At 35.6% G+C, this 20513-nt stretch carries 20 protein-coding genes; all 20 read right to left on the bottom strand.

Translation table 11 applies throughout. From position 1 onward, the window contains the following. Positions 1 to 190: 190 nt before the first annotated feature. Positions 191 to 580: a hypothetical protein gene (locus tag CKJ95_RS21595; RefSeq protein ID WP_142353969.1), complete on the bottom strand. Its 390-nt coding sequence runs from the start codon at positions 578 to 580 to the stop codon at positions 191 to 193. 239 nt (positions 581 to 819) lie between these two features. Then, on the bottom strand, positions 820 to 1557 hold the full coding sequence (truA, locus tag CKJ95_RS21590; protein ID WP_099355524.1) for a tRNA pseudouridine(38-40) synthase TruA: 738 nt from the start codon (positions 1555 to 1557) through the stop codon (positions 820 to 822). A 626-nt stretch (positions 1558 to 2183) separates the two neighbouring features. After that, entirely contained in the window at positions 2184 to 2450 is a 267-nt protein-coding gene (locus CKJ95_RS21585) for a hypothetical protein (RefSeq protein ID WP_099355523.1), read from the bottom strand. Positions 2451 to 2809: 359 nt separating this feature from the next. Beyond that, positions 2810 to 3121 carry a hypothetical protein gene (locus tag CKJ95_RS21580; protein WP_180271643.1) on the bottom strand — a complete coding sequence of 104 codons (312 nt, stop codon included), beginning with the start codon at positions 3119 to 3121 and terminating at the stop codon, positions 2810 to 2812. A gap of 465 nt (positions 3122 to 3586) precedes the next feature. Beyond that, a complete protein-coding gene (gene brnQ / locus CKJ95_RS21575) occupies positions 3587 to 4894 on the bottom strand; it encodes a branched-chain amino acid transport system II carrier protein (protein WP_099355522.1) in 1308 nt (435 codons plus the stop codon). A 482-nt stretch (positions 4895 to 5376) separates the two neighbouring features. After that, the gene (locus CKJ95_RS21570) at positions 5377 to 7182 is read right to left on the bottom strand and encodes an SEC-C domain-containing protein (protein WP_099355521.1); all 1806 of its coding nucleotides are present in this window, start codon (positions 7180 to 7182) and stop codon (positions 5377 to 5379) included. A gap of 87 nt (positions 7183 to 7269) precedes the next feature. Continuing rightward, positions 7270 to 8136 (bottom strand): hypothetical protein, encoded by an 867-nt coding sequence (locus tag CKJ95_RS21565; protein WP_257215890.1) that lies wholly within the window; start codon positions 8134 to 8136, stop codon positions 7270 to 7272. A gap of 381 nt (positions 8137 to 8517) precedes the next feature. Continuing rightward, entirely contained in the window at positions 8518 to 8919 is a 402-nt protein-coding gene (locus CKJ95_RS21560) for a response regulator (protein WP_373604865.1), read from the bottom strand. A 368-nt stretch (positions 8920 to 9287) separates the two neighbouring features. Beyond that, the gene (locus CKJ95_RS21555) at positions 9288 to 9989 is read right to left on the bottom strand and encodes an FAD-dependent oxidoreductase (protein ID WP_099355519.1); all 702 of its coding nucleotides are present in this window, start codon (positions 9987 to 9989) and stop codon (positions 9288 to 9290) included. A 65-nt stretch (positions 9990 to 10054) separates the two neighbouring features. Continuing rightward, on the bottom strand, positions 10055 to 10426 hold the full coding sequence (locus CKJ95_RS21550) for an iron chaperone (RefSeq protein WP_099355518.1): 372 nt from the start codon (positions 10424 to 10426) through the stop codon (positions 10055 to 10057). Between the two features lie 23 nt (positions 10427 to 10449). Beyond that, positions 10450 to 10842, bottom strand: a complete 393-nt coding sequence (locus CKJ95_RS21545) for an SRPBCC family protein (protein ID WP_099355517.1) — start codon at positions 10840 to 10842, stop codon at positions 10450 to 10452. Between the two features lie 3 nt (positions 10843 to 10845). Continuing rightward, positions 10846 to 11166 (bottom strand): ArsR/SmtB family transcription factor, encoded by a 321-nt coding sequence (locus CKJ95_RS21540; protein ID WP_099355516.1) that lies wholly within the window; start codon positions 11164 to 11166, stop codon positions 10846 to 10848. A 985-nt stretch (positions 11167 to 12151) separates the two neighbouring features. Beyond that, positions 12152 to 13156, bottom strand: a complete 1005-nt coding sequence (lacD, locus tag CKJ95_RS21530) for a tagatose-bisphosphate aldolase (RefSeq protein ID WP_099355514.1) — start codon at positions 13154 to 13156, stop codon at positions 12152 to 12154. Positions 13157 to 13174: 18 nt separating this feature from the next. After that, positions 13175 to 14107 carry a hexose kinase gene (locus CKJ95_RS21525; RefSeq protein ID WP_099355513.1) on the bottom strand — a complete coding sequence of 311 codons (933 nt, stop codon included), beginning with the start codon at positions 14105 to 14107 and terminating at the stop codon, positions 13175 to 13177. An 85-nt stretch (positions 14108 to 14192) separates the two neighbouring features. Next, entirely contained in the window at positions 14193 to 15359 is a 1167-nt protein-coding gene (locus CKJ95_RS21520) for an SIS domain-containing protein (protein ID WP_099355512.1), read from the bottom strand. A gap of 59 nt (positions 15360 to 15418) precedes the next feature. Next, a complete protein-coding gene (locus tag CKJ95_RS21515) occupies positions 15419 to 16321 on the bottom strand; it encodes an ROK family protein (protein WP_099355511.1) in 903 nt (300 codons plus the stop codon). Positions 16322 to 16455: 134 nt separating this feature from the next. Further along, positions 16456 to 16623, bottom strand: a complete 168-nt coding sequence (locus CKJ95_RS24105) for a DUF6903 family protein (protein WP_373604864.1) — start codon at positions 16621 to 16623, stop codon at positions 16456 to 16458. 1 nt (position 16624) lies between these two features. Further along, the gene (gnpA, locus tag CKJ95_RS21510; RefSeq protein ID WP_099355510.1) at positions 16625 to 18784 is read right to left on the bottom strand and encodes a 1,3-beta-galactosyl-N-acetylhexosamine phosphorylase; all 2160 of its coding nucleotides are present in this window, start codon (positions 18782 to 18784) and stop codon (positions 16625 to 16627) included. A gap of 9 nt (positions 18785 to 18793) precedes the next feature. Continuing rightward, a complete protein-coding gene (locus CKJ95_RS21505; RefSeq protein WP_099355509.1) occupies positions 18794 to 19675 on the bottom strand; it encodes a carbohydrate ABC transporter permease in 882 nt (293 codons plus the stop codon). Between the two features lie 16 nt (positions 19676 to 19691). Beyond that, positions 19692 to 20507 carry a carbohydrate ABC transporter permease gene (locus CKJ95_RS21500; protein ID WP_373604867.1) on the bottom strand — a complete coding sequence of 272 codons (816 nt, stop codon included), beginning with the start codon at positions 20505 to 20507 and terminating at the stop codon, positions 19692 to 19694. Between the last annotated feature and the right edge of the window lie 6 nt (positions 20508 to 20513).

Genomic DNA, 20513 nt, shown 5'->3' with positions numbered 1-20513 from the left:
TTTTCATAGAACTTTTGACACTACCCAAGTTTATTAAACTTACATATGCATGTAGTTTATGTAACACCTTATCTATATTTTATCTGGGGAACAAAAATTCAACCCCAACCTAATGGGTGGGGTTAATTAGATTACACATTCTAAAAAAACGTTTTAGTAGAGATAGGGTTAGAATCATTCTTTTCAATCGTTAACTCTTAGTTTTATTAAAAAAGAGTTTATGAGGTAACCACAGCGCAACTAGAGATAGTAGTAAAAAGATTATGTCAGGCATGAATGTACCAAAACCAATTATATGAAGCAAAAAGAATAAAGGGTATACCCAACATGCATACCAAGCCCATCGTTGGCCTTTACGATATGCATTGATAATAATACCAATACCAAGTATTGTCATACCTATTACTAATGAACCACGTAGCTTTAATTCAATCCCAATATCTGTTTGATCATTGGATAAATACGCTTGTAAAACTGAACCTTCACCTACTGGTCCATTTTCACCTGAAATACTAATAATTAGCATTAATAATTGTATGAGAAGCAATAGGAACCAAGCCTTCGTTTGTAAAAACTTCACTTGAACCATCTCCCATTTATTAATTAAATTATTAGAACATAACTCCTTTCAGATGTTTCTATTTACATGTTAAATTACATAATATTTTACCTATTTAAATTTTATTTTTCTTTTTCTATGTTATTCCAGTTTATAATTAATAATTTTTTCGTTCTTCTGGTACGTTTCATCTTGCATTTTGCTATACACATTCACCGAGGATGTACACCCTACCTTGAAAATAATAAGGAGAAGATGGTTTAAAAACCAACCTTCTCCAAATACAATCCCTCGGCTTCCGCCATACGACCTGTTTGAATTCTTTCTTTTGATTCGAGAATACTTGGTATTGCAGCAGAGTCTTTTTCACCTAATCCAACTTCAATTAACGTGCCTACAATTTTTCTCACCATATTGTAAAGGAAGCCATTGCCTCGCACTTTGATTTCGATAAAGCCTGCATTTTCATTGATCTCAAGTGAGTATATTTCACGCACCATCGACTTTTTCTTCGACTTCGCATTGGAATAGGAAGTAAAGTCATGCTTCCCTAAAAAATATTGAGATGCTTTTCTCATTTTTTCGATATCTAGCTTTTCCTCTACATGCGTACTGTACTTTCTCATGAAGGGATGTGGGTATTGCTCGTTCCAAATCTTATACAAATAGGTTTTATCTTTCGCATTATAGCGTGCATGAAAACGATCATGAGTTAACGTAACATCCACAACGCTAATGTCATTAGGCAGATATCTGTTTAAATACTGCATAACTTCATCTTCCGTTGCATTTTTACGCATCTTAAAATTAGCGATTTGAGCAAGAGCATGTACACCTGCATCGGTTCTTCCAGAACCAATAATTTCCATCTTCTCTCCTGCCAGCTCTGTTAATACGTTTTCAATTTTCCCTTGAATCGTATTATCACTATTACTTAGTCGCTGCCAACCCTTGTAACGGCCACCATCATACTGAATCGTTAATTTATAATTGTTCATTGCTTTCTCCTTAAGCTATACATATTTCTCTGTTATTATAGCTTACTTTATATTCGCTTCATAATGCTCTTCATTTGTATACGTCACAGTGACGACCCGAAAATTCTTGTTTCACAAATAGTTCCACACTCAGGTGTTAGGCAATAAGTCCAATCCTTGTTAAACCAGTGCCTCAATTTATACATGAAGAGCAGGGCCTGTCCCCCAGTGCGCTAACGCTTTAGTACGATGGGGGTCAGGCTCATTTATTCCAAGAAAAAATCCCGGGTTCCTTATGAGGAAAAACCGGGTTGAAATTAAATCAGATTCGAAAATCGGAAATGTTTATTTTTGGTTAGGCCGTCTTCATAAATCTCCACATCTTCCTTCCAAATTAAGAGATTCAATAACTGATTACTTTTTTTACTAAATAGATTTTTTATTTATTTTTTTACCGGAAATTTACTTATAGTTTTAACACATTGAAGAAAAAGAAACCAGTTCTTAACTCAGTAATACTTACTTTGCAACTGATTCTGTTTGTGGAGTGTTTGTGGCGATACGTGAGATGTCGTTGATGGGGTTCAATGTTAATTTTCTTTCCTTAATTAGGGTCTGATTGGTTTATTAAATATTACGGGTTTTCATTATATGAAATCCTTTTTAGAAAATGACTTTAATAGGTCTGCCGTAGTAATTCCAAGTCCTTCCTTGTACTGTGCTTCACTTTCTTTAAACATAATGTCAAGCTGTGGTTTTTTCTTTACATCTGCAAATATTGGCTGGTCATCCTCCTCTTGTAGAACAAGAGTAAACCGACCCTTTCCCGGAATGGTAAATTGCACAACTGAATTATCGCGATCCATTTTATCAATATATTTTAGAAGTTCTGCTGATGAGAAAACTTTATTCATAAAATCACCATCCTTTTTTTATTCAGTATAACATCTTTCAAAAGTTTTAAAAAAAGCAAGAAGTTATTGCAGGCTATATCTCATTTTCATACTCCGCCGTACTCCTATATAAGGCTGGTCAATTACCTTTATTTCTTCAATTTTCATGTGAAAGATATATAACTCAAGGTTTTGATTTTCAGAATGTAGTTTTTTATACATTTTCCATGCCGAATTGCCGTTGCTCAAGTAGTGATATTTTGTTGTTGATTTAAAAGGAAAGTTTTAAGACAGGAAGGAATGGGAAGACGAATAAAAATGAAATGAATTGTTACTAAAATGTGTGGTAAAATAGATGATTCAGTAAACAATCTGAAATACTAACCAAAAAACACCGCTACACTACCCTCTTTTCGTGCTGTTGCTAAACAATTCTGTAAAAACAATAGAATTTGTTTTTGATCCCAAGATGCCGGAAGAGAATGTTTATATAATTGATCGTAAGAATTCAAGGCGTTTTCTATTTGTTTTATTGAAAAGTTTGAACTATCACCAGACCCACTAACTCCAGCATAGTAATTATTTGCATCTAATAAATCGTAGAGTATAGTAGCATTATAGTTCCCCATGCTAAAACGTGCATAAGCAATTTCTTCTCCCGCTTTATCATAGCCTAAAATATCATGACTCATAGTTTTCCTCCTACAATTAGCATAAATTTCCAGATATAGTATTCTCCACTTTAAAATACCTATGAAAATTATAATTAGTTTACATTCGTTACCACTCCTTTCAGTCTTAACTTTGATAAATATTGTTAGTTAAAAAAAGTATAATAGGGAAAAATAGAATAAAGTAAAAATATAGTTTAGGAATTGATCCTGGAAATGTTAGTTACAGGGTATAAAAACAAGAGGAACATCTAATTGAAGTGTGAAAATGAAATGAAAGTGTAATTTATAATTCAATAGTTTCATAATCTGTAAAAATTGTCAATAACTTATATTTTTAAAAATTAGGTTACGTCACAGTAACGACCCGAATATTCTTGTTTCACACATTGTTCCACGGGTACGTGATAGGCAAAAAGCCCAATCTTGTTTTGATTGGGCTTTAAGAGGGACATGTATTTATTTTGAAAATTCGAGGATGTAATTTTAATTTGCAATCGACTGCCCTGAGGCTTTCTCCTTCTCTTTAAATCTTCCAATGATTGCTCCACCGATGAATCCAATTATTGCTGGAATTAGCCATGCGAACCCATTACTGCTCAATGGAATCATCCCAATTAAACGAGATAAAAATGGTATATTTACGGCTGATGTCATAGCCTCTGCTACGCTAATAATCAATGTTAAGAACACGGCACCTTGAAAGGAGGCAGCGTTTGGTAAGTGCCTATGGAAAATCCCAACCAATATGACCACGATACAAACCGGATAGATTGCCTCATAAAGCGGTGTTGCTAAAAATACGATTCGATCTACACCTAATAATGCAATGGCAATGCCAAGGACACAAACGATGGCAGCCGTTGTTTTATAACTTAGCTTCCCATTTGTTAAACTATCAAAAAATTGCGCAACAGCTGTAGTCAAGCCAATCGCAGTAGTCAGACATGCTAATGCCACCACGACCCCTAATCCGTAGAGACCGCCTTTACCTAATATCGATTCTACAATACCTAATAATAGTTCGGCCCTATCTACGTTTTCAGGATACATCCCACTAACTGAAGCCCCTAAATATAAAAGCCCCGAATAGATGATAACTAAAAAGATAAAGGCGATGAGCCCGGCAAATGCAATCATTTTATTTCTTTCCTTATCAGACCGGTATCCTTTGCCAAAAAGATGTGAAACAAACACACTAGCAACCATAAAACTTACTAATAAGTCTCCTGTTTGATATCCGCCAAGAAATGCATTAACAAAACTACTTGAAATTTCTGTGTCCACTGGTTGTCCAACTGGGGCTATGACTCCATTTATGATGATAGCAATTAAAATGACAACTAATGCAGGTGTTAAAAAAGTTCCCACTTTATCGATAACATTGTTCCTGTCATTTACAAAATAATAAGTTAACGCGAAGAAAATGATGACAATAGGTGCTGCTGGAATCGATGGGAAAACTGCCTGAAAACCTAATTCATGGGTAACAGCCCCCGTTCTCGGTATGGCAATAAAGCTTGAAAATAACATGATACCTAGTAGTATCCATTGCGAAAATTTAGGATGCACTTTTTTAGTCAATTGATCTACAGTACCACCAGCATGGGATATAATATAAATCGCTAGTATAGGGAAAAAGACCCCTGAAATAATGAATCCGATGTTCCCGCTAAGCCAGCCCGTCCCGGACTGCAGCCCTAAAAATGGTGGGAAAATTAAATTCCCTGCCCCAAAAAATGTGGCAAAAAGCGCAAGCCCAATAATACTACTATCTCTTAGAGTCTTTTTCATATGTAAATCAGCCCTTCTCTTTTAATCTCACAATTTGCATGAATGCTTTTCTAAGTAGTACATATTTCATCAATATTAAGTAATAGCATAAACTATCGTCTCCTAATGATTGATTTTACTATTCCACCTTTTCTGAAAAATTCAGATGCACTTCACCTAATCGTTGCGCTCACTAAACCCAAGGTAGGGTAGCCTCGTTGTGTTCTCAAGAGGTTTAATTAACCTGTTATAAGTTCTTCACTTATCAGCATTCATACGAATAATATTTTGTTAGACAAATATTTTTATAATATACCACAAATTTTGCAATAGTTGAAATTTAAAGAACAAAAAAAGAGATAAGTCACAGTGACGACCCGAAAATTCTTGTTTCACAAATAGTTCCACGCAAAAAAAAGCAGGGCCTAACACCCAGTGCGCTAGCGCTTTAGTACAATGGGGGTCTGGCCCTTTAATTCATGAATTTTACAGTAGAATCTTATTTACTTTATCACTTGAGTTTCCATTCCAAGGGCAGCAATTTGTTTAGCATGTTGAAACTTCTTTTCTTTTTCCAACCATTTTGTTAATGCTTTTACCGTAGAAATCATGTCATTCAGCTTTGTTTTACTGACTCTATCATTTATCTTATATATTCCATTTGAAATAAACTCTTGCCAGAAAGAAAAATTACACTCGTCCCAATTCTGTACTGTGCTTCTTTCCAAAACTTCTCTTATATCATAAAGACTATTTTGGTATTTTCTTTGAGTACTTTCAGACATTCCATCGGTTTTTTCTTTATAAAACTTAATGAGGTCTTTTGTATAGAAGTTATCAACCGTTTTCGGAGTAAAGCCTAAGTTTTCATAAATCAGTATATCCTGTTCCAAAATAACCGTTTTACGTTGTTCCTTATTAAGTACCGGTAGAAGTTTTGACTGACGTTGCTTTCCACCTGTAACAAAAGGTGAAGTCTCCAAGCCTAATTCTCTTCTTACAGTATTAAAATCAGCTGTGACCTCTACATTTCCATATTGTTGATAAACAAGGAGATATAAGGTATATTCCGATTGTTTCAACCATACTTCAGCTAAATCTCCTTTTCCCTTTTCAACTAATTGCCTTAAAGACAAATTATCGAAAATTGGAATCGGCTCATCTAGTTTTAGGTTCCATTTATTTTGTGCAATTATCCCAAAATATTCGGGTACACCCTTTTCAAGAGCAAGTGATAGTTGTTGCACTTCAGCATTTATCGGTAAGGTAATTCGTTCTTCCTGATCATCTACCAACTGAAATGCTCCTCTAGCCTTTTGCAATTTTCTTAGAAACTGGTTAACGATACTCAGGTTAGTAGAGACAAAGGTTAATGTTGTATTCTTAAGTTCTATGCTGGCCAGAACTTCCCCAATATGTAGGCTGCCCTCTAGTTCACTATCCTCATAAAAGTGTAAATTATCCAGCCAAACTAGTTTTTTATAAGAATCCTCCCAAGTATCAATCTTAAAACATTCTTCGTTATATAAGAAATTCTCCCCTACAACTTTGTCATTAAGTAGGAATTTATAATTATATTGAACTAATTCCTTTTCACCTAAATCTTCGTCGCTTTCATCTCGTAATGCTACCAGTAATTCAGGATAGTACTCAATAAATACTTGTTCGTGATCCAGTCCTGTTTGCTTCATTAGACTTTGCACTAAAATTGTCGCTTTATGAAATCCATTTGGACTTGCCTGAGTTCTAACACCATTAAAATAAAATTCGTCTACAAGTGGTTCAAGTAAAGCCAACGTACTATACCAAGGAGTAAAGAATGGAATATTTTCATGATAGGCAGATACTAGAAACTTTTCTTTTGTGAAAAAATCTAGAAAAACAACATGGGAATCCGTTTTATCAATAGCTTGAACAAGCTTTGGTCTAAGCTCGGCCCATCTTTTAGCCATTACAAGCTCTTCTTCTGAGAGTCGCTGCCCTTTTTCCGTTAAAAACCATTCAATCCCCCGCATACCATTTTCATAACGGTAGAAAAAATAGAGCCAAAAGTCTAAAAGTCCTCCTAGGTCTTTATCAGATTTCAATTTTGCTCTATCTTTAAATTCGGATTTCAATCGGTAGTAAAGTTTATTTGAAACCCTCTCATAGATAAAGTCACTGAGTAGATTCACTAACCTATGCTTTTGTTTATAAAATTGCTCTACTTTAAATTCTCTTAACTGCACGACGTTACTCTTTTTCATACAACACTTTTTATACTTTTTCCCACTCCCACAAGGACATGGATCATTTCTTCCAACTGTCATTCACATTCCTCTTTCTGCATTTATTTTCCCAAATATGTGTTTTTTATTAATTATAAACCAACACCACAAATTTTACCTTTATGCCATCTAAGCTAGCGGCAAGACTTCCTGAAGTAACAAAAAGAGCTCGGATTTTTGGGATGCTTCTTTTCGCTGCACGCTAATGCTTTCCGCAAAATACTCCTCTGATTCTTCTAATTCTTGATAGTATAACTCTTCCAATTTACAGGATAACACTCCATAAAAATAGGCAAAAGGATTATGAACAGTATTTCTCTTTAGCTTGATAAGCATTTGTTTGAAGGCTTTAATCGATAGCTCGATTATATCTAAACATTCATAATCACGATTGTTTTTACTGGCTGCAATGGCTGCCATTTTCCAATATTCCTCGATTGTTCTTGCTTCAGGAAAAAATGGTTTTACTGCTTCCACAAAGGAAACAGGAACCCAATCACTCGTAAATGTAAAATCTAGAGGAGCGTCTTTACGTTCTTTTATATTTTGTTTAGTTTCAAAAGGATTACTAGTTTCTTTAGGGAGGTTCAAAATTTCGTTTTTAGGTGGTTCATGATAGGTCGAGGTCATTTCAGGGTAACGATTAAACACGTAAAGATTGCTAGATTGTGAGCCATTCTTGCGCTCGGTTTCATAAACAGTAAAAATACCTAAAGCCACTGCTTTTTGAATCATCCTTTTAAAAGTAGAACGAGACACGCCATTTCCATTGTATTCCTCATGGATGGACTTCAGCATCGTACCAATCTTTGCATTGCAAACCCCTGGAATTTTTGCTGAATAACGAACAAGGCGTTTTAACCCAACGAGCTCACCTTTTGAAAAATCATCCTTATATTGAAGCATCCACATCTCCATATGTCTGTTGAATTCCTTTAAACTATTAAAATTTGAATAGTTCTCAAACTGATCAATTGTGCCCGATTTTAAATTCACACGAATGCACCACCCTTTCACCGTTGTTATAGAGAGGTAGTGGTAAAAAAGGGGCATCCGTTTTGAAATTTTTTTGTGGCAAATTAGTGAACAAAAAGGCTTAAAGGAAAATCTCCTCTAAGCCTATCATTTATATTCCATTAGAAAAAAAGAAAGTTCTTATGTTTTTTGCTACGCACTCCATGGATTTGAGCAGTAATTGCAGATTCACTTAAAAATTAACTGCGATACTCACTCCACATTTCCAGTAAATGTGGCAACACATGGATGCTGGTGATTAAACATCTGTTGAAAAAAATGTAGCGATTTTTTAAAAACCAACCTTCTCCAAAAACAAGCCCTCAACATCGGCCATACGGCCTGTTTGGACTCTTTCTTTTGCTACTCTACTTTCAATCTATTTGAGTTACAGTGGAGATATTCGATCTTCCTTAATATATTTACGAGATTATTGAAGTAAGGCTTTACAATAAAATCTGTAGCTCCGTTTCTAATCGCATCTATAATATATGATTTTTGCCCCAATGAGGAACACATAATAACTTTTGCATTAGGATCAAATTTTTTAATTTCAATTAGTGCATTAATACCATTCACTTTAGGCATTGTTATATCCATAAAAACAACATCTGGTAAAAATTTTTTATATTGGAGAACAACCTCTTCTCCATTGCTAGCTTCCGAGATAACTTTATAGTTTTCTTCGACTATTATTCTTTTTAAATAAGATCTCATAAATAATGAATCGTCAGCAATTAATACTGTTTTTCTCAAGCTCGCCATCCCCTTAAGGAGTAATTATATGTTAGAGTTATTGAAGCTATGGTATGTGTTATGAGGTTATCAAGTCTCTTTCTTTCCTTAATTGTTCTCAAAGAAGTCTGATTCCTATTTATACCGATAACTTCATCAACTTTTCACTCGATAGGGATATAGCAAGCCAGTACCAACGGCCACTTTTCATCTATATAATACTAACCTGCTGTGAATTCCTATATGCTAATCTTGCCTGAATTTGCAAAAAGAAAAAATCACCTGTTGTTCCTATTCATATAGGAAGGTGTTCTTATTTCTATTTAGCTGGGTTCCTATTATTACAGTTTTAAGAATAAATAGGATGGGAGGATGAACTCAACTCCTCAACTCATCCTTTAATAGCCATAAAAAGCATCTTTTTTGATATTCCTTTTTGAAATACTATTATTTTGTAAGTAACTAGAAATTGAATCCACCATTGACTTCGGCCCTGCAATCAAATATTGACCATTGTTCTGATACAGATTAGCTAACTTATTTATCTCCTGATGTAAGTTATCCCTAGAATCAAGATACGTGGTACTTATTGAGGCATTATTGGCATCAAGTTCATCTTTAAATAGATAAGACTTTTCACTATCCATATAGAGTAGGTGAATTGGCTTCTTATTACCTTTTCCCTCTGCCTCAATCTTCTTTACGATGGATCGAAACGGTGTGATTCCAATTCCTCCAGCAATAAGGACAGTAGGACGATCATCGTTTATATTAAATGACCCTAAAGGACCAGACATACCAATTGTCATTCCCTGTTTTAGTTCTAACATTGCCTTCTTAAAATCACTTGGCTTATCATTTATTTTCATTGTTAACCTGACAATATTTTCACTTGGAGCAGCTGCTATTGTAAAAGGTTTAGTAGGATTTTTCACTTTTTTATGAGTAATACTAAACAATCCATGCTGCCCTGCTTTCCAGGTTAGATCTTTCTCTTTTTCAAATACAAATGTATACACATCATCTGATTCTTTATAGCTTTCTCTAAATACTAATTGTCTCTTTTTAAATACTGCAATCATATCTTGAAAAAATCCCATTTCATTATCTCCTTTAAGACTCACAGAAGCCCTCATACACTTTCTAAGGGCTACCCTATATTTTTCTATTTCCTCCAGAGAGTTGTACAGTTTGCCTTGTCCTTAATATTAAATTCAATCATTTTCTCAAGTAGTGTGTAGTCTACCGGACTTTTCCAAGGAATACGTATAATCTCCTTTGTGTAATCATAGCCAGCCTTTACAATGTCATCCTCTACATGAGTAATCGTTACACTTTCAGGAGCGACGGCTAAATGCTTTTTAGAAACGCTAAAGCCAATTATATATGTGCCATGATCCGTAAACATTGGTTGATTCCATTTAATTTCTTTCTTTAAATTTGGATATTTATCTGTTATCCAAGTTAATACTTCTTCTGTTCTTTCTCTGTGGAAAGGGTCATCAATCCCCGCTAAAAATTTAACAAAAACCTCCAACTTATACCCTCCTATGATTTCGTTCAAATTTCCTCTAACACTTTTTTAAGCTCTTCAATCTTATATGCCCAACCATACTTCGCACCGTTGAACGCTTGAACATTCTCATTTTCAAATCCAGTCTGCTCAAGGTGTAGGTAGGTTGTTCCATTTTCTTCTTTCAATGTCCATGTGACGATCGTGTTTACCGGCCCACCTACCCATGTGTAAGATAGCTTATTAGGCTTGTCTACTACCAATACTTCACTATCAACAATTAAATCTATATCCTTATTTCGAAACTGACATTTATATCCTACAATTGGCTTAAAGTCATTTTCCATTACCCATTGTGCAAGTGTATCCGAATGTGTTAATGCATCCCATACCTTATTGATTGGGCTCTTAAATTGAAAATCTAATGATAAATCTGCCATTTTCTATTCCTCCAATATATTCTTTAGTAATATCGCTCTTTCATTCCAAAACTTTTCATAAAAAGCTAACCAATCTTTCACTTCCTGTAAGGGAGCTGGATTTAGTCGGTACTTTGTTTCTCTACCTATTTTACGGTTGGTAACTAAATCAGCATCTTTAAGGATAGCCAAATGTTTAGACACAGCAGTCCGACCCATTTGAAAATGAGGAGTTAGTTCGTGAAGAGGTAATTCTTCTGCACCTGCCAACAAACGTATTAATTTACGTCTTGTTGGGTCTGCAATTGCTACAAAAACATCATGTTTTTGGTGAGTAGTGTTCAAAATCCTCCCCCCTTATTAAATATAAATGACACTAATTGGTGTCCTAAATTATATGACACCAATTAGTGTCTAGTCAATATTTTTAAAAAAGTTATCTAGCATTTTCTGCATGTAATCCTTCTATTTATTCTTGTCATCTTAACTTAAAAAAACCGTAGCTTTAGCGACCAACTTTAAATCGTGAACATTCTTTTATTGATAAATAATCATTTCCTTTTAGTTTTATTTGTCATTTCTTAATGTGGTGAATATCTATATTTAGTTAGAGACTTTTAATATCAAAAAAGAATGCCTGACACCACATATTGTGTATCAGGCACTCTTTATATCATCGTTTTTTATCTTTTAGTTTGAGTGATGTTTTGACAAAATAAACTCGTCTTTCAACATAGAAATTTTTTCATCAATATACATATTAACAAGTAATTTTAACTTTATTGAAAGTGAAAGATAATCAGAATTATCTGGCCCCTTTCGAGAGTATATTTCGCTTAAGGTATTTCTAAGATGAAAGATTTCTATTAAGAGCTCCATATTTTCACTTTGAACATTCTCTTTTGTTTTCATCATACACTCCAATAATATTTTTTATGATTTTGGAATGGGTGATGATCAAAACCAGTAATACTCTAATCTGTGATGAAATATCTTCAAATTCCAAAACCTATAAGATAGTATCATAGTACTTTCTTGGAGGAAATACTAAAGAAAAAAGCAGAAATATTTTAAAAAATCCATCGGAGTATTCATATAATACTTTTTCATTAGATGAAAACTATATGTTTGTTTAATAACTTGGTAATCAAAGATTCTTTCCCTTTTTCGCTTTAAAAAATTACTGGACTATATTTTATTAATATAATAGTCAAGGAAAAAGAAATACAATTTTAAAAACTTAGATAACCGAAAAAGCAGGGCCTGCCCCCGTGTGCGCTAACGCTTTCGTACGATGGGGGACAGGCCCTTTAATTAAAAGATACCAGTTTTACTTCTCAACCAAACTACCTTCTACCTTTCCAAACCAGGAAACTGCTGTCTTTTTTAAAACGCTATTTAAGGCTTCTATATTATCTCTACCCGTTGTTTGTAACCACTTACTCCCTACCGTTTCTCCTTCTTTCGCAAAGGCTTCCACCCCATCTTTCCATGTTGCTCGGCCACATAGGACTCCATTAAAATTAGAACCAGCCTCAGAAGCGAAGATAAGTGTTTCTTGAAACAGTTTTGCACTAACTCCCCCACTCAAGAAAATAAAAGGTAAGTTAGTTACTTTGTTTTGTTCTCTAAAAAAACGTTTGGCCTCTTCTTGGCTATAGACTTCTTCATCCTTAGCATAGCCTTCTACAAAGTTCATGTTGACAGGTGTTTCTACCTTTAGAACATCAGCTTGATATCTTGGTCTTGAAAACTCCTTCATTGCTCCGATTACCTTGTGAGGACGGACTTTAGCAAATTCTATTCCTCTTTCATTCTGAATAGTTGCGTCATACGTTAAGATTTCCAAAAAGAATGGAATATCCTCACCGGCACATTCAGAACCAACACGTTCCATATAGACATGTTTATATTCATTAATCTTTGGATCCTCATCTACATCGTAGTAAAGTAAGAATTTAATTCCGTCTGCTCCTGCTTCTTTCAAGCGTTTTACAGACCAATCATCCAATAAATCTGGCAATCTACCTGGCTCAGATGCGTCATAGCCTGTCTTCTCATATGCAAGAATTAAACCAGCTTTATGACTACGTACCTTTGATGCAGGTAGCCCATATTCTGGGTCAAGTAAAATTGAACTTGCAAATGGTGTTAGTTCCTCTGAAACAATCTTTTTAAAATCAACAATGCCATCATCGCCAAATTTTCCTGAATGATCGTGCTGCGCAATCATTTTTTTGATTGAACCACGTTGATCAATCGCTAATGCACCAATAATCCCATTTTCATCCGAAAGTCGCTTCATTGCTCCTAGTTTCTTCTCTGATATCCTCATGTTAGACACCTCTTCTCGCTAGATTTCAATCACTTCTACCATGTCATAAAACCGCTTATAATTTTGTAAATTCACAGTTCCAGTACCAGCCTCGATCGCATTGGCCATACCCGCTGCCATTGCTGATGCAAACACGCCTTTAATAGAATCTTCTTTTTGAAGAGCTACAGCCATTCCCGCAACTGTTGCGTCACCTGAACCTACTGGGTTAATAACCTCTATTTCTGGTATTTTTACTCTATAAAAGACTTCCTTATATTTAACGAAAGCACCCAATCTACCAAGCGATACAAGCACACATTCAACGCTTGCAAATAGATTATCACTCAATACATCTATTAATCCGTTGTTATCTAAATGGACATCTCTACCTATTAAATGAACAAGTTCCTCGAGATTAGGCTTTATCGCAAATAGTTTCTCACTTTGTAATAACGCCTGTCGTAACGGCTCACCTGAAGCATCCAAAATCACCTTGATACCTTTTTGGTTACAAAGAATAAGTAGTTGATGATAAAAAGATGATTCTATCCCCTTAGGAAGACTGCCTGAAATCGTAACAAGAGATACCTTTGTTAGTAAGCTCTCAAACTTTTGAAGAAATAGCTGTCCTTCTTCAACAGATATAGTTGGGCCAGATTCCAATATCTCGGTCTGTTTTCCTTCATGAACAATAGCAATACAATTTCGAGATTCTTTCTCTGTTTCGATAAAGGCATTCACAATCCCGTGCTTGTTTAACTCATTAACAATAAAGTTTCCTAGTGTACCCCCAATTAACCCAGTAGCAGTGACGTCTCCATCCAATTGATGGATGACTCTCGCCACATTCAATCCCTTTCCACCTGCTGTTTTACGGACAATGTCAACTCGGTTTACGCCATCTAACACGAGGGTTTCAAGCGGATAATAGATATCTACAGAGGGATTCATTGTTACTGATAGTATCACTAGCTACACCTCTTTCTACTATTCATATTGCCATCGTCTTAGAAAATAAATTGCGAGTAGTCCATAGACAAACTTTTATTATGGATTATTCATAGCTATGAATGGTAACCCCTTTAACTACTCGATTAACTATTCCGGTCGGGGAAGGAGTATCCGGTTTATTGCCTACCTTAACTGAAAACAATAAGGAAATCGTCTGTGCAAACATGACGTATGGCAACGCAATATATGCATCTGGGATTGATTGGGCTTCTTCACTAAATTGAAAGCTTTCACCATTGAAATTCACTTCGCCAGTTATTTCAATTGAACAAACATGCTTAGCTACAGCATCCTCTTTTAATTCATGGAGCATATCCAAATCATATTTACGTGTATAAGGATGGTTAGATACGAATACAAAAATATTAGACTTTTCATGAACAAATGATTTTGGTCCATGTCTATATCCCAAAGAAGAATCAAATCCAGTTGCAATTTGGCCTGCAGTTAACTCTAAAACCTTCAATTGTGCTTCTCTCGCTAAACCTTCTAAACTACCCGAACCAAGATAAACGATACGACTAACATCAGCATCAACATATCTTTGAATATCCTCTTCCCTTTCCACCACGCTACTTCCCATCTTACAAATGGTTGATACATACCCTTCTTTTACCTCTGTAGCTTGCGGATCTAAAACAAGTAATGCTGCTAATGTCATACACGTATAACTACCTGTCATCGCAAAACCTTGGTCATTAGAGTTTGAAGGCATTAATAATAGAAAGTTACTTTCATCCCCTTCTGCATTCAGAGCTAACTTTCCTTCAGATGCACATGTAATCGTAATCTGATAAAGGTCCTTGACCATATTTTTTGCTAACTCGACTGCAGCTAAACTTTCCGGGCTGTTTCCACTTCTTGCAAAAGAGATTAATAATGTGGGTATATCTTTCTTAAAGTATTGATACGGATTGGATACCAAGGTTGTTGTAGGAATACTCATCAAATCCCATTTATTCTCATCAAGCTTTTCTTTCAAATAAGGGGTAACCGTATCACCTACATATGCAGAAGTTCCTGCACCTGTAAAAATGATACGAATCCTTTCGTGACGGTCCGATATATTTAGTAAAAATGAAGAAATGTCTAATTGATGTTCTTTATAGGTTTGAAATGTTTCCTCCCATAGTTGAGGCTGCTGTTTGATTTCCCTTGTTGTAATCGCTGCCCCTATGATACTTAGTTCCGATTCTTTTAGCTCAAACATTCAGATTTCCTCCTAACATTACTAATATTGGCTGATTAATCAATTTCAGAAAAAATATGTTACGGGTGAAACACTCGTAAACCTGCGCCAATAATACCTTGTTCATTTCCCAAGTGACTCATTTTCAAATCTTCTAAACTATGTTTCTGTTCATCAATTACGAATTCAGCTAACCTTTCTTTTAGAAGACCCAATAAGAATGAATTTTTTGATGCAACACTTCCACCAAACACTATTAGGTGCGGATCCAATAAGCTATTAATCATATAAATGCCATGTGATAAGGAAGTAACCATATCATTAATTAGCTTTCTAGCTGTAAGGTCACCGGCAATATATGCATCAAAAATCATCTTCGTTGTAAACGAGTCATCAGCGTATACCTTCTTTGCGCGTTTCTCTAATGCAGGTCCAGCAGCAGTTTCTTCTAGTCTCATGACAGGAGTTTCTTCACCAGGAGCGTAAACTGGAATTAATCCTAATTCTCCTGCAAAACCAGCTCCACGTATAAACTCCCCTCCTTGAATAATGGAAATAGCTATCCCTGTACTGATGGTACAGTACACAAACAACTCATCCTTATTAAGGTTTGCCTCTTTCCATTCTGCAAAAGCTGCCATGTAAACGTCGTTGTCAATGACGACATTTTCAATTTTCAATGATTCCTTGATTCTTCTTATAAACGGAAAGTTACTCCACGGAAGATTGTTCTGAAACACGGCAACACCTTTAGCTCGATCAACCTTCCCAGGAATCCCAGCTCCAATTCCATAAATTTGGTCAATGGGAATACTAGAATGATTCAGAAGTTGTTCTACACATTTTTTTACCTGTGAAAACATTCTTTCTTGATCGGAGGGATCACTAGGCAAAATCTCTTTTTGAATTAAGTCACCTTTTTCATTGACGATTCCAGCAGCAATCTTAGTTCCCCCAATATCAAGCCCAATTGCATATTTCATGCAAGATTCCTCCCCTTCCTTTTCTTTTTTCCTAAAGTGAGGCTTCGGCGTAATATGTTCAGATTTCTACTTATATGATTTGAATCCTAACAAACACCGAAGCCTTGTTCAGACATTGTTCCTCACTAACAACGCTAAACAAACTTTCGATTATAGTTCCACAAAAGAAATAGCAAACCAGAAAGACCCAGTAATTGAATAAACAACTCCAACTTTCCTACTGTTTTTTGTCCATAAATAATTAAGAATAAGCAAAAGAGAAAGAACACAAATTTTAGAATGAGTTTCACATGGTCCCTCATGTTAATATTCCTCCCATTTGATTTCACTTGGATTTAGGTTAATCTCTATTTTTTCGCCTGAGCCTTTATAAACAACTGTTTTTTGTTCTTCAGTAGAATTATTTACAACTGCATATCGTTTTGCTTCTGGATATGCATGAACTTCACAATTCAAATTAGAAGAGTACCATTTTTTAAAATCAGCTTCTTTTTGTGCTGCATAAAACATCGCTCTCATTAGTAACCTAGTATTCTCTAAGCTATAAGGAAGGCCGGCAATATATACGCTTCTTCCTTTACCAAAAGAGGAACTAGAAAGGTGAATTTCACCATCAGAGTACTCAATGATTTCCGTATCTTCACGTAATGAATAAATATTTTTAACGGATTCACCAAAATCATATTCACTGATATCTTCCGTAATAAAATGGGAGCTAACTGCTTCAACAAAGTATTTATTAGTTGATAAGCTATAGCCTAACTCCTTATCAACACCAAGGACATTTGCCAATTGAAAGTAGCGCCCCTCACGGTGATATGCTGTCGGCTCTCCAACTCCAATAAATCCACCGCCATTATAAACCCATTTTCTTAGGGTCGAAGTGAGTCTTTCGTCAAGCCATCTCTCTCCACCGGAGAAAGCCGTACCAGCATCCCCTGCATTGATAATGACATCAATATCCTGCGGTACACCATTTTCAATCACATCGTCAAAACTAATAAAAGTAACATCTACTGCCGCACCACTAAGTGATTCTAGAATTCCATGATACGAATAGGCTTGTTTATATGGTTTTCCATGTGCAACCAAATGAGTTTGCCATGTTCTGAGTTTCCCCCATGAATTTAAAACGGCCACCTTAAGTCCTGTATATGGTTTAACACCCTTAATCTTGTCGTAAATGTCACGATATTCATTTGTCAGGTTTTCAACAAACTCTACAAATTCTGGAAACTTGTAAGCTAAACTTAAATAGCCGCCATAGCCAATACGATCAAGAGGACTTCGCATAAGAGCTCTTCTCGCACTTAACCAAATTGCATTTGCTTCCTGAACTGGATCGTTCCCGTCATAAAAAGTATCAGGAAAAAAGTATGGTAAAAATCGTCCTTCCGTATACTTCACATGTGGTATATCTGAGATAATCCGTAGCGTTGATCCATCTCCAACACTACCTACTACAGCATCGAGACCGGTCTCCTTAAAATAATCTCCATATGGTTCCGTTCCAATCCAGTTGTCTCCTAAGAACATCATGGACTCCTTCCCACTTTCATGGACTAACGCAACAAGTTCTTTAACTTCCCGAGCAACAAACTTTTGAATAAAATCCATATAATCTAGATATGCTTTGGAAGGAACACGGAAAGTTGTATTATAGTAACCTTGGTCGACAATATCTTCAGGTCGTAAACGATACCCTTTTTCTTTTTCAAATGCCTTTAGTGCTGCAACCGAAACACTTGCCCCATAACCAAACCAGTCAACAAATTTTTCTTTTGCTAGATTATTAAAGACCAAGGTGAAATGGTAGAAGAACGTTGTGAACCGAACAACATCTGTATCAGGATTTTCAGCCAACCATTTTTTAAGTGTTTCTTTCACAAATTTGTTAGAGTGCGGTTGACGAACATCAAACGGGATTTCATGAGGTTTATCGCCCCAATCATTGGTGATATGATTATACATATGAGTAGGATCCCATTTCATATATGCTAAGAAAGAAACAGTATATTCATGCCATGGTGTAGCATCATGTATAATGACTGTATTTTCTTCCTTCTTTACTTCCCAACTTTCTGTACTAACTAATTCTCCAGTCGTCCGGTCGATTACTTCCCACCATTCTTTAGGGTCATGAACATAATCGGCTGTTACCTGTTCTTCAAAATAACCTTCTAAAAATGCAATTTCCAGTCTTGTTTCGTTTGCTGTATTGAATTGAGACATAAGATATAGTTGCTGCATTTCTTCAAGATGCTGATTCGCAAACTCGTTATGGCCACGGGCAACAAAATAGGTTGTATAAATTTTTGCGTTTAGCTGTTTTATTTCTTCATCGAGCTTTGTCCCATCACTATCACGTAAAGCATCTGCACCCCACCGTTCCATTAATTCTTTCGTCTCTTTTAAGAAGTTTTGTTGGCTAGGGAGGGTTACTCTGCCTTTTTGATTGTTCATTTATTCCACCTATCCTTTCAATCCTCCGACTGTCATACCTTGAGTGAGTCGTTTTTGTAATGCGATAAATAAAATTAAAGTTGGTAACATGACGATCACCATTCCGGCATACATCGGTCCGTAATTGGCTGCTGCGCGTTCTGCTGCCATTAAGTTTAATAAGCCTACTGGTAGTGTTTTATGTTCACCTGGCATTAAGGTTAATGCCAAAATATATTCATTCCAAAATAAGAGGAAGTTAAACAAAATAACGATGATTATACTTGGTTTGGCCATCGGAAGCATGACCGAAAACATTGTTCTGTAATACCCAGCACCGTCAATTCCTGCTGCTTCTTCATAATCAGAAGGAAGCGTTTGGAAATAACTAGATAACAGATAAATCGTAAATGGTAACGCAGTAGATGCGTAGATGAGTGCCAACATAAAGCGGTTATTTAAAAAGAAGCCATCTCCAATAATTAGTCTTGCAGCTGCATCCCAATCCAGTAGCATTAGAAAGATTGGGACGACAATATAGCTCACATTTATAAACAGTCCTGCCTTAACAAATGAGTTAATAAACGAACTCCCTTTGAACTGGAATCTAGATAAAACATAGGCTGCAGGTAGAGCAACAACTAATAGAATAAGCAGAGCCATTGAAGTAACTACTATTGAGTTTATGAGATACTCACCCATGCTAGCTTCATTGAAAGCCTCTACAAAATTATCTAAATGTAACCCCATTGGGAGACTCCAAGGACTTCCATAAAATTCAGAGTTTTCCTTAAGGGAAGCTAGAAATACCCATGCCACTGGTACAAGAATAGAAATTGCAAGCGTAATCAGTGCTACATAGATAAATAGTTTATATAGAGTATCTGTACTGAAGCCTTTTGATTTTTTCATTTATTCTCGTACCTCCTTAATACTCTAGTACGTCACGCTTTGTAATTCGGCTAACAATTGCTGCAAGGGTAAATGAGAAAATAAATACGACTACACCAATTGCCATTCCATACCCAAACGTAGAGTTTGTATAAGCCTGATCGTACATATAGAATAGGAAAACCTCTGTAGAGCCGTCTGGCCCTCCACCTGTCATTACTTCTACTAGTAAGAAGCTAAGGTTAATTGTACTGATAATATAAAACGTTAATGTGGTACGAATATTGGTCCAAATAAGCGGAAGGGTTATGCTCGTAAATTGCTTAAACTTCCCAGCACCCTCCAATGATGCTGCTTCATAATAGCTTGCTGGTATGCTTGCCATACTAGACATATACATAACCATGTAATAACCAACTGCTTGCCACACTAATGCCCCAGCTACGCTATAAATAACAATATTTTGATCACCCAACCACTTTTGCTCCAAATTTTCTAAAGACAATAAACTTAAAATACTATTTAATAAACCTGAATCTGGGTCATAAACCGCCGAAAAAATTCCTGCTATAACAACAATCGATAGAATGTTAGGTATGTAAAACACAACCCGAAAGAAACCTCCGCCTTTTACTTTTTCTTTCGTTAAAATATATGCAAAAAAGAGTGCAATCACAATCGTTACAACTGCAACAAACACAATCAATACAATTGAATTTTGAAATGACCGAATAAAATTCATATCATTCCATAAGAGAACAAAGTTATCTAAACCTACAAATTGTTTATTGTTAGAAAAACCACCCCAGTTATATAAAGACATCCGAAACACTTCAATTGTTGGGATAACCATAAACAG

This window comes from Fredinandcohnia onubensis, assembly GCF_002734285.1.
GTDB classification, from domain to species: Bacteria; Bacillota; Bacilli; order Bacillales; family Bacillaceae_L; genus Ferdinandcohnia; species Ferdinandcohnia onubensis_A.
This window is presented reverse-complemented; position numbering and strand designations above follow the sequence as displayed.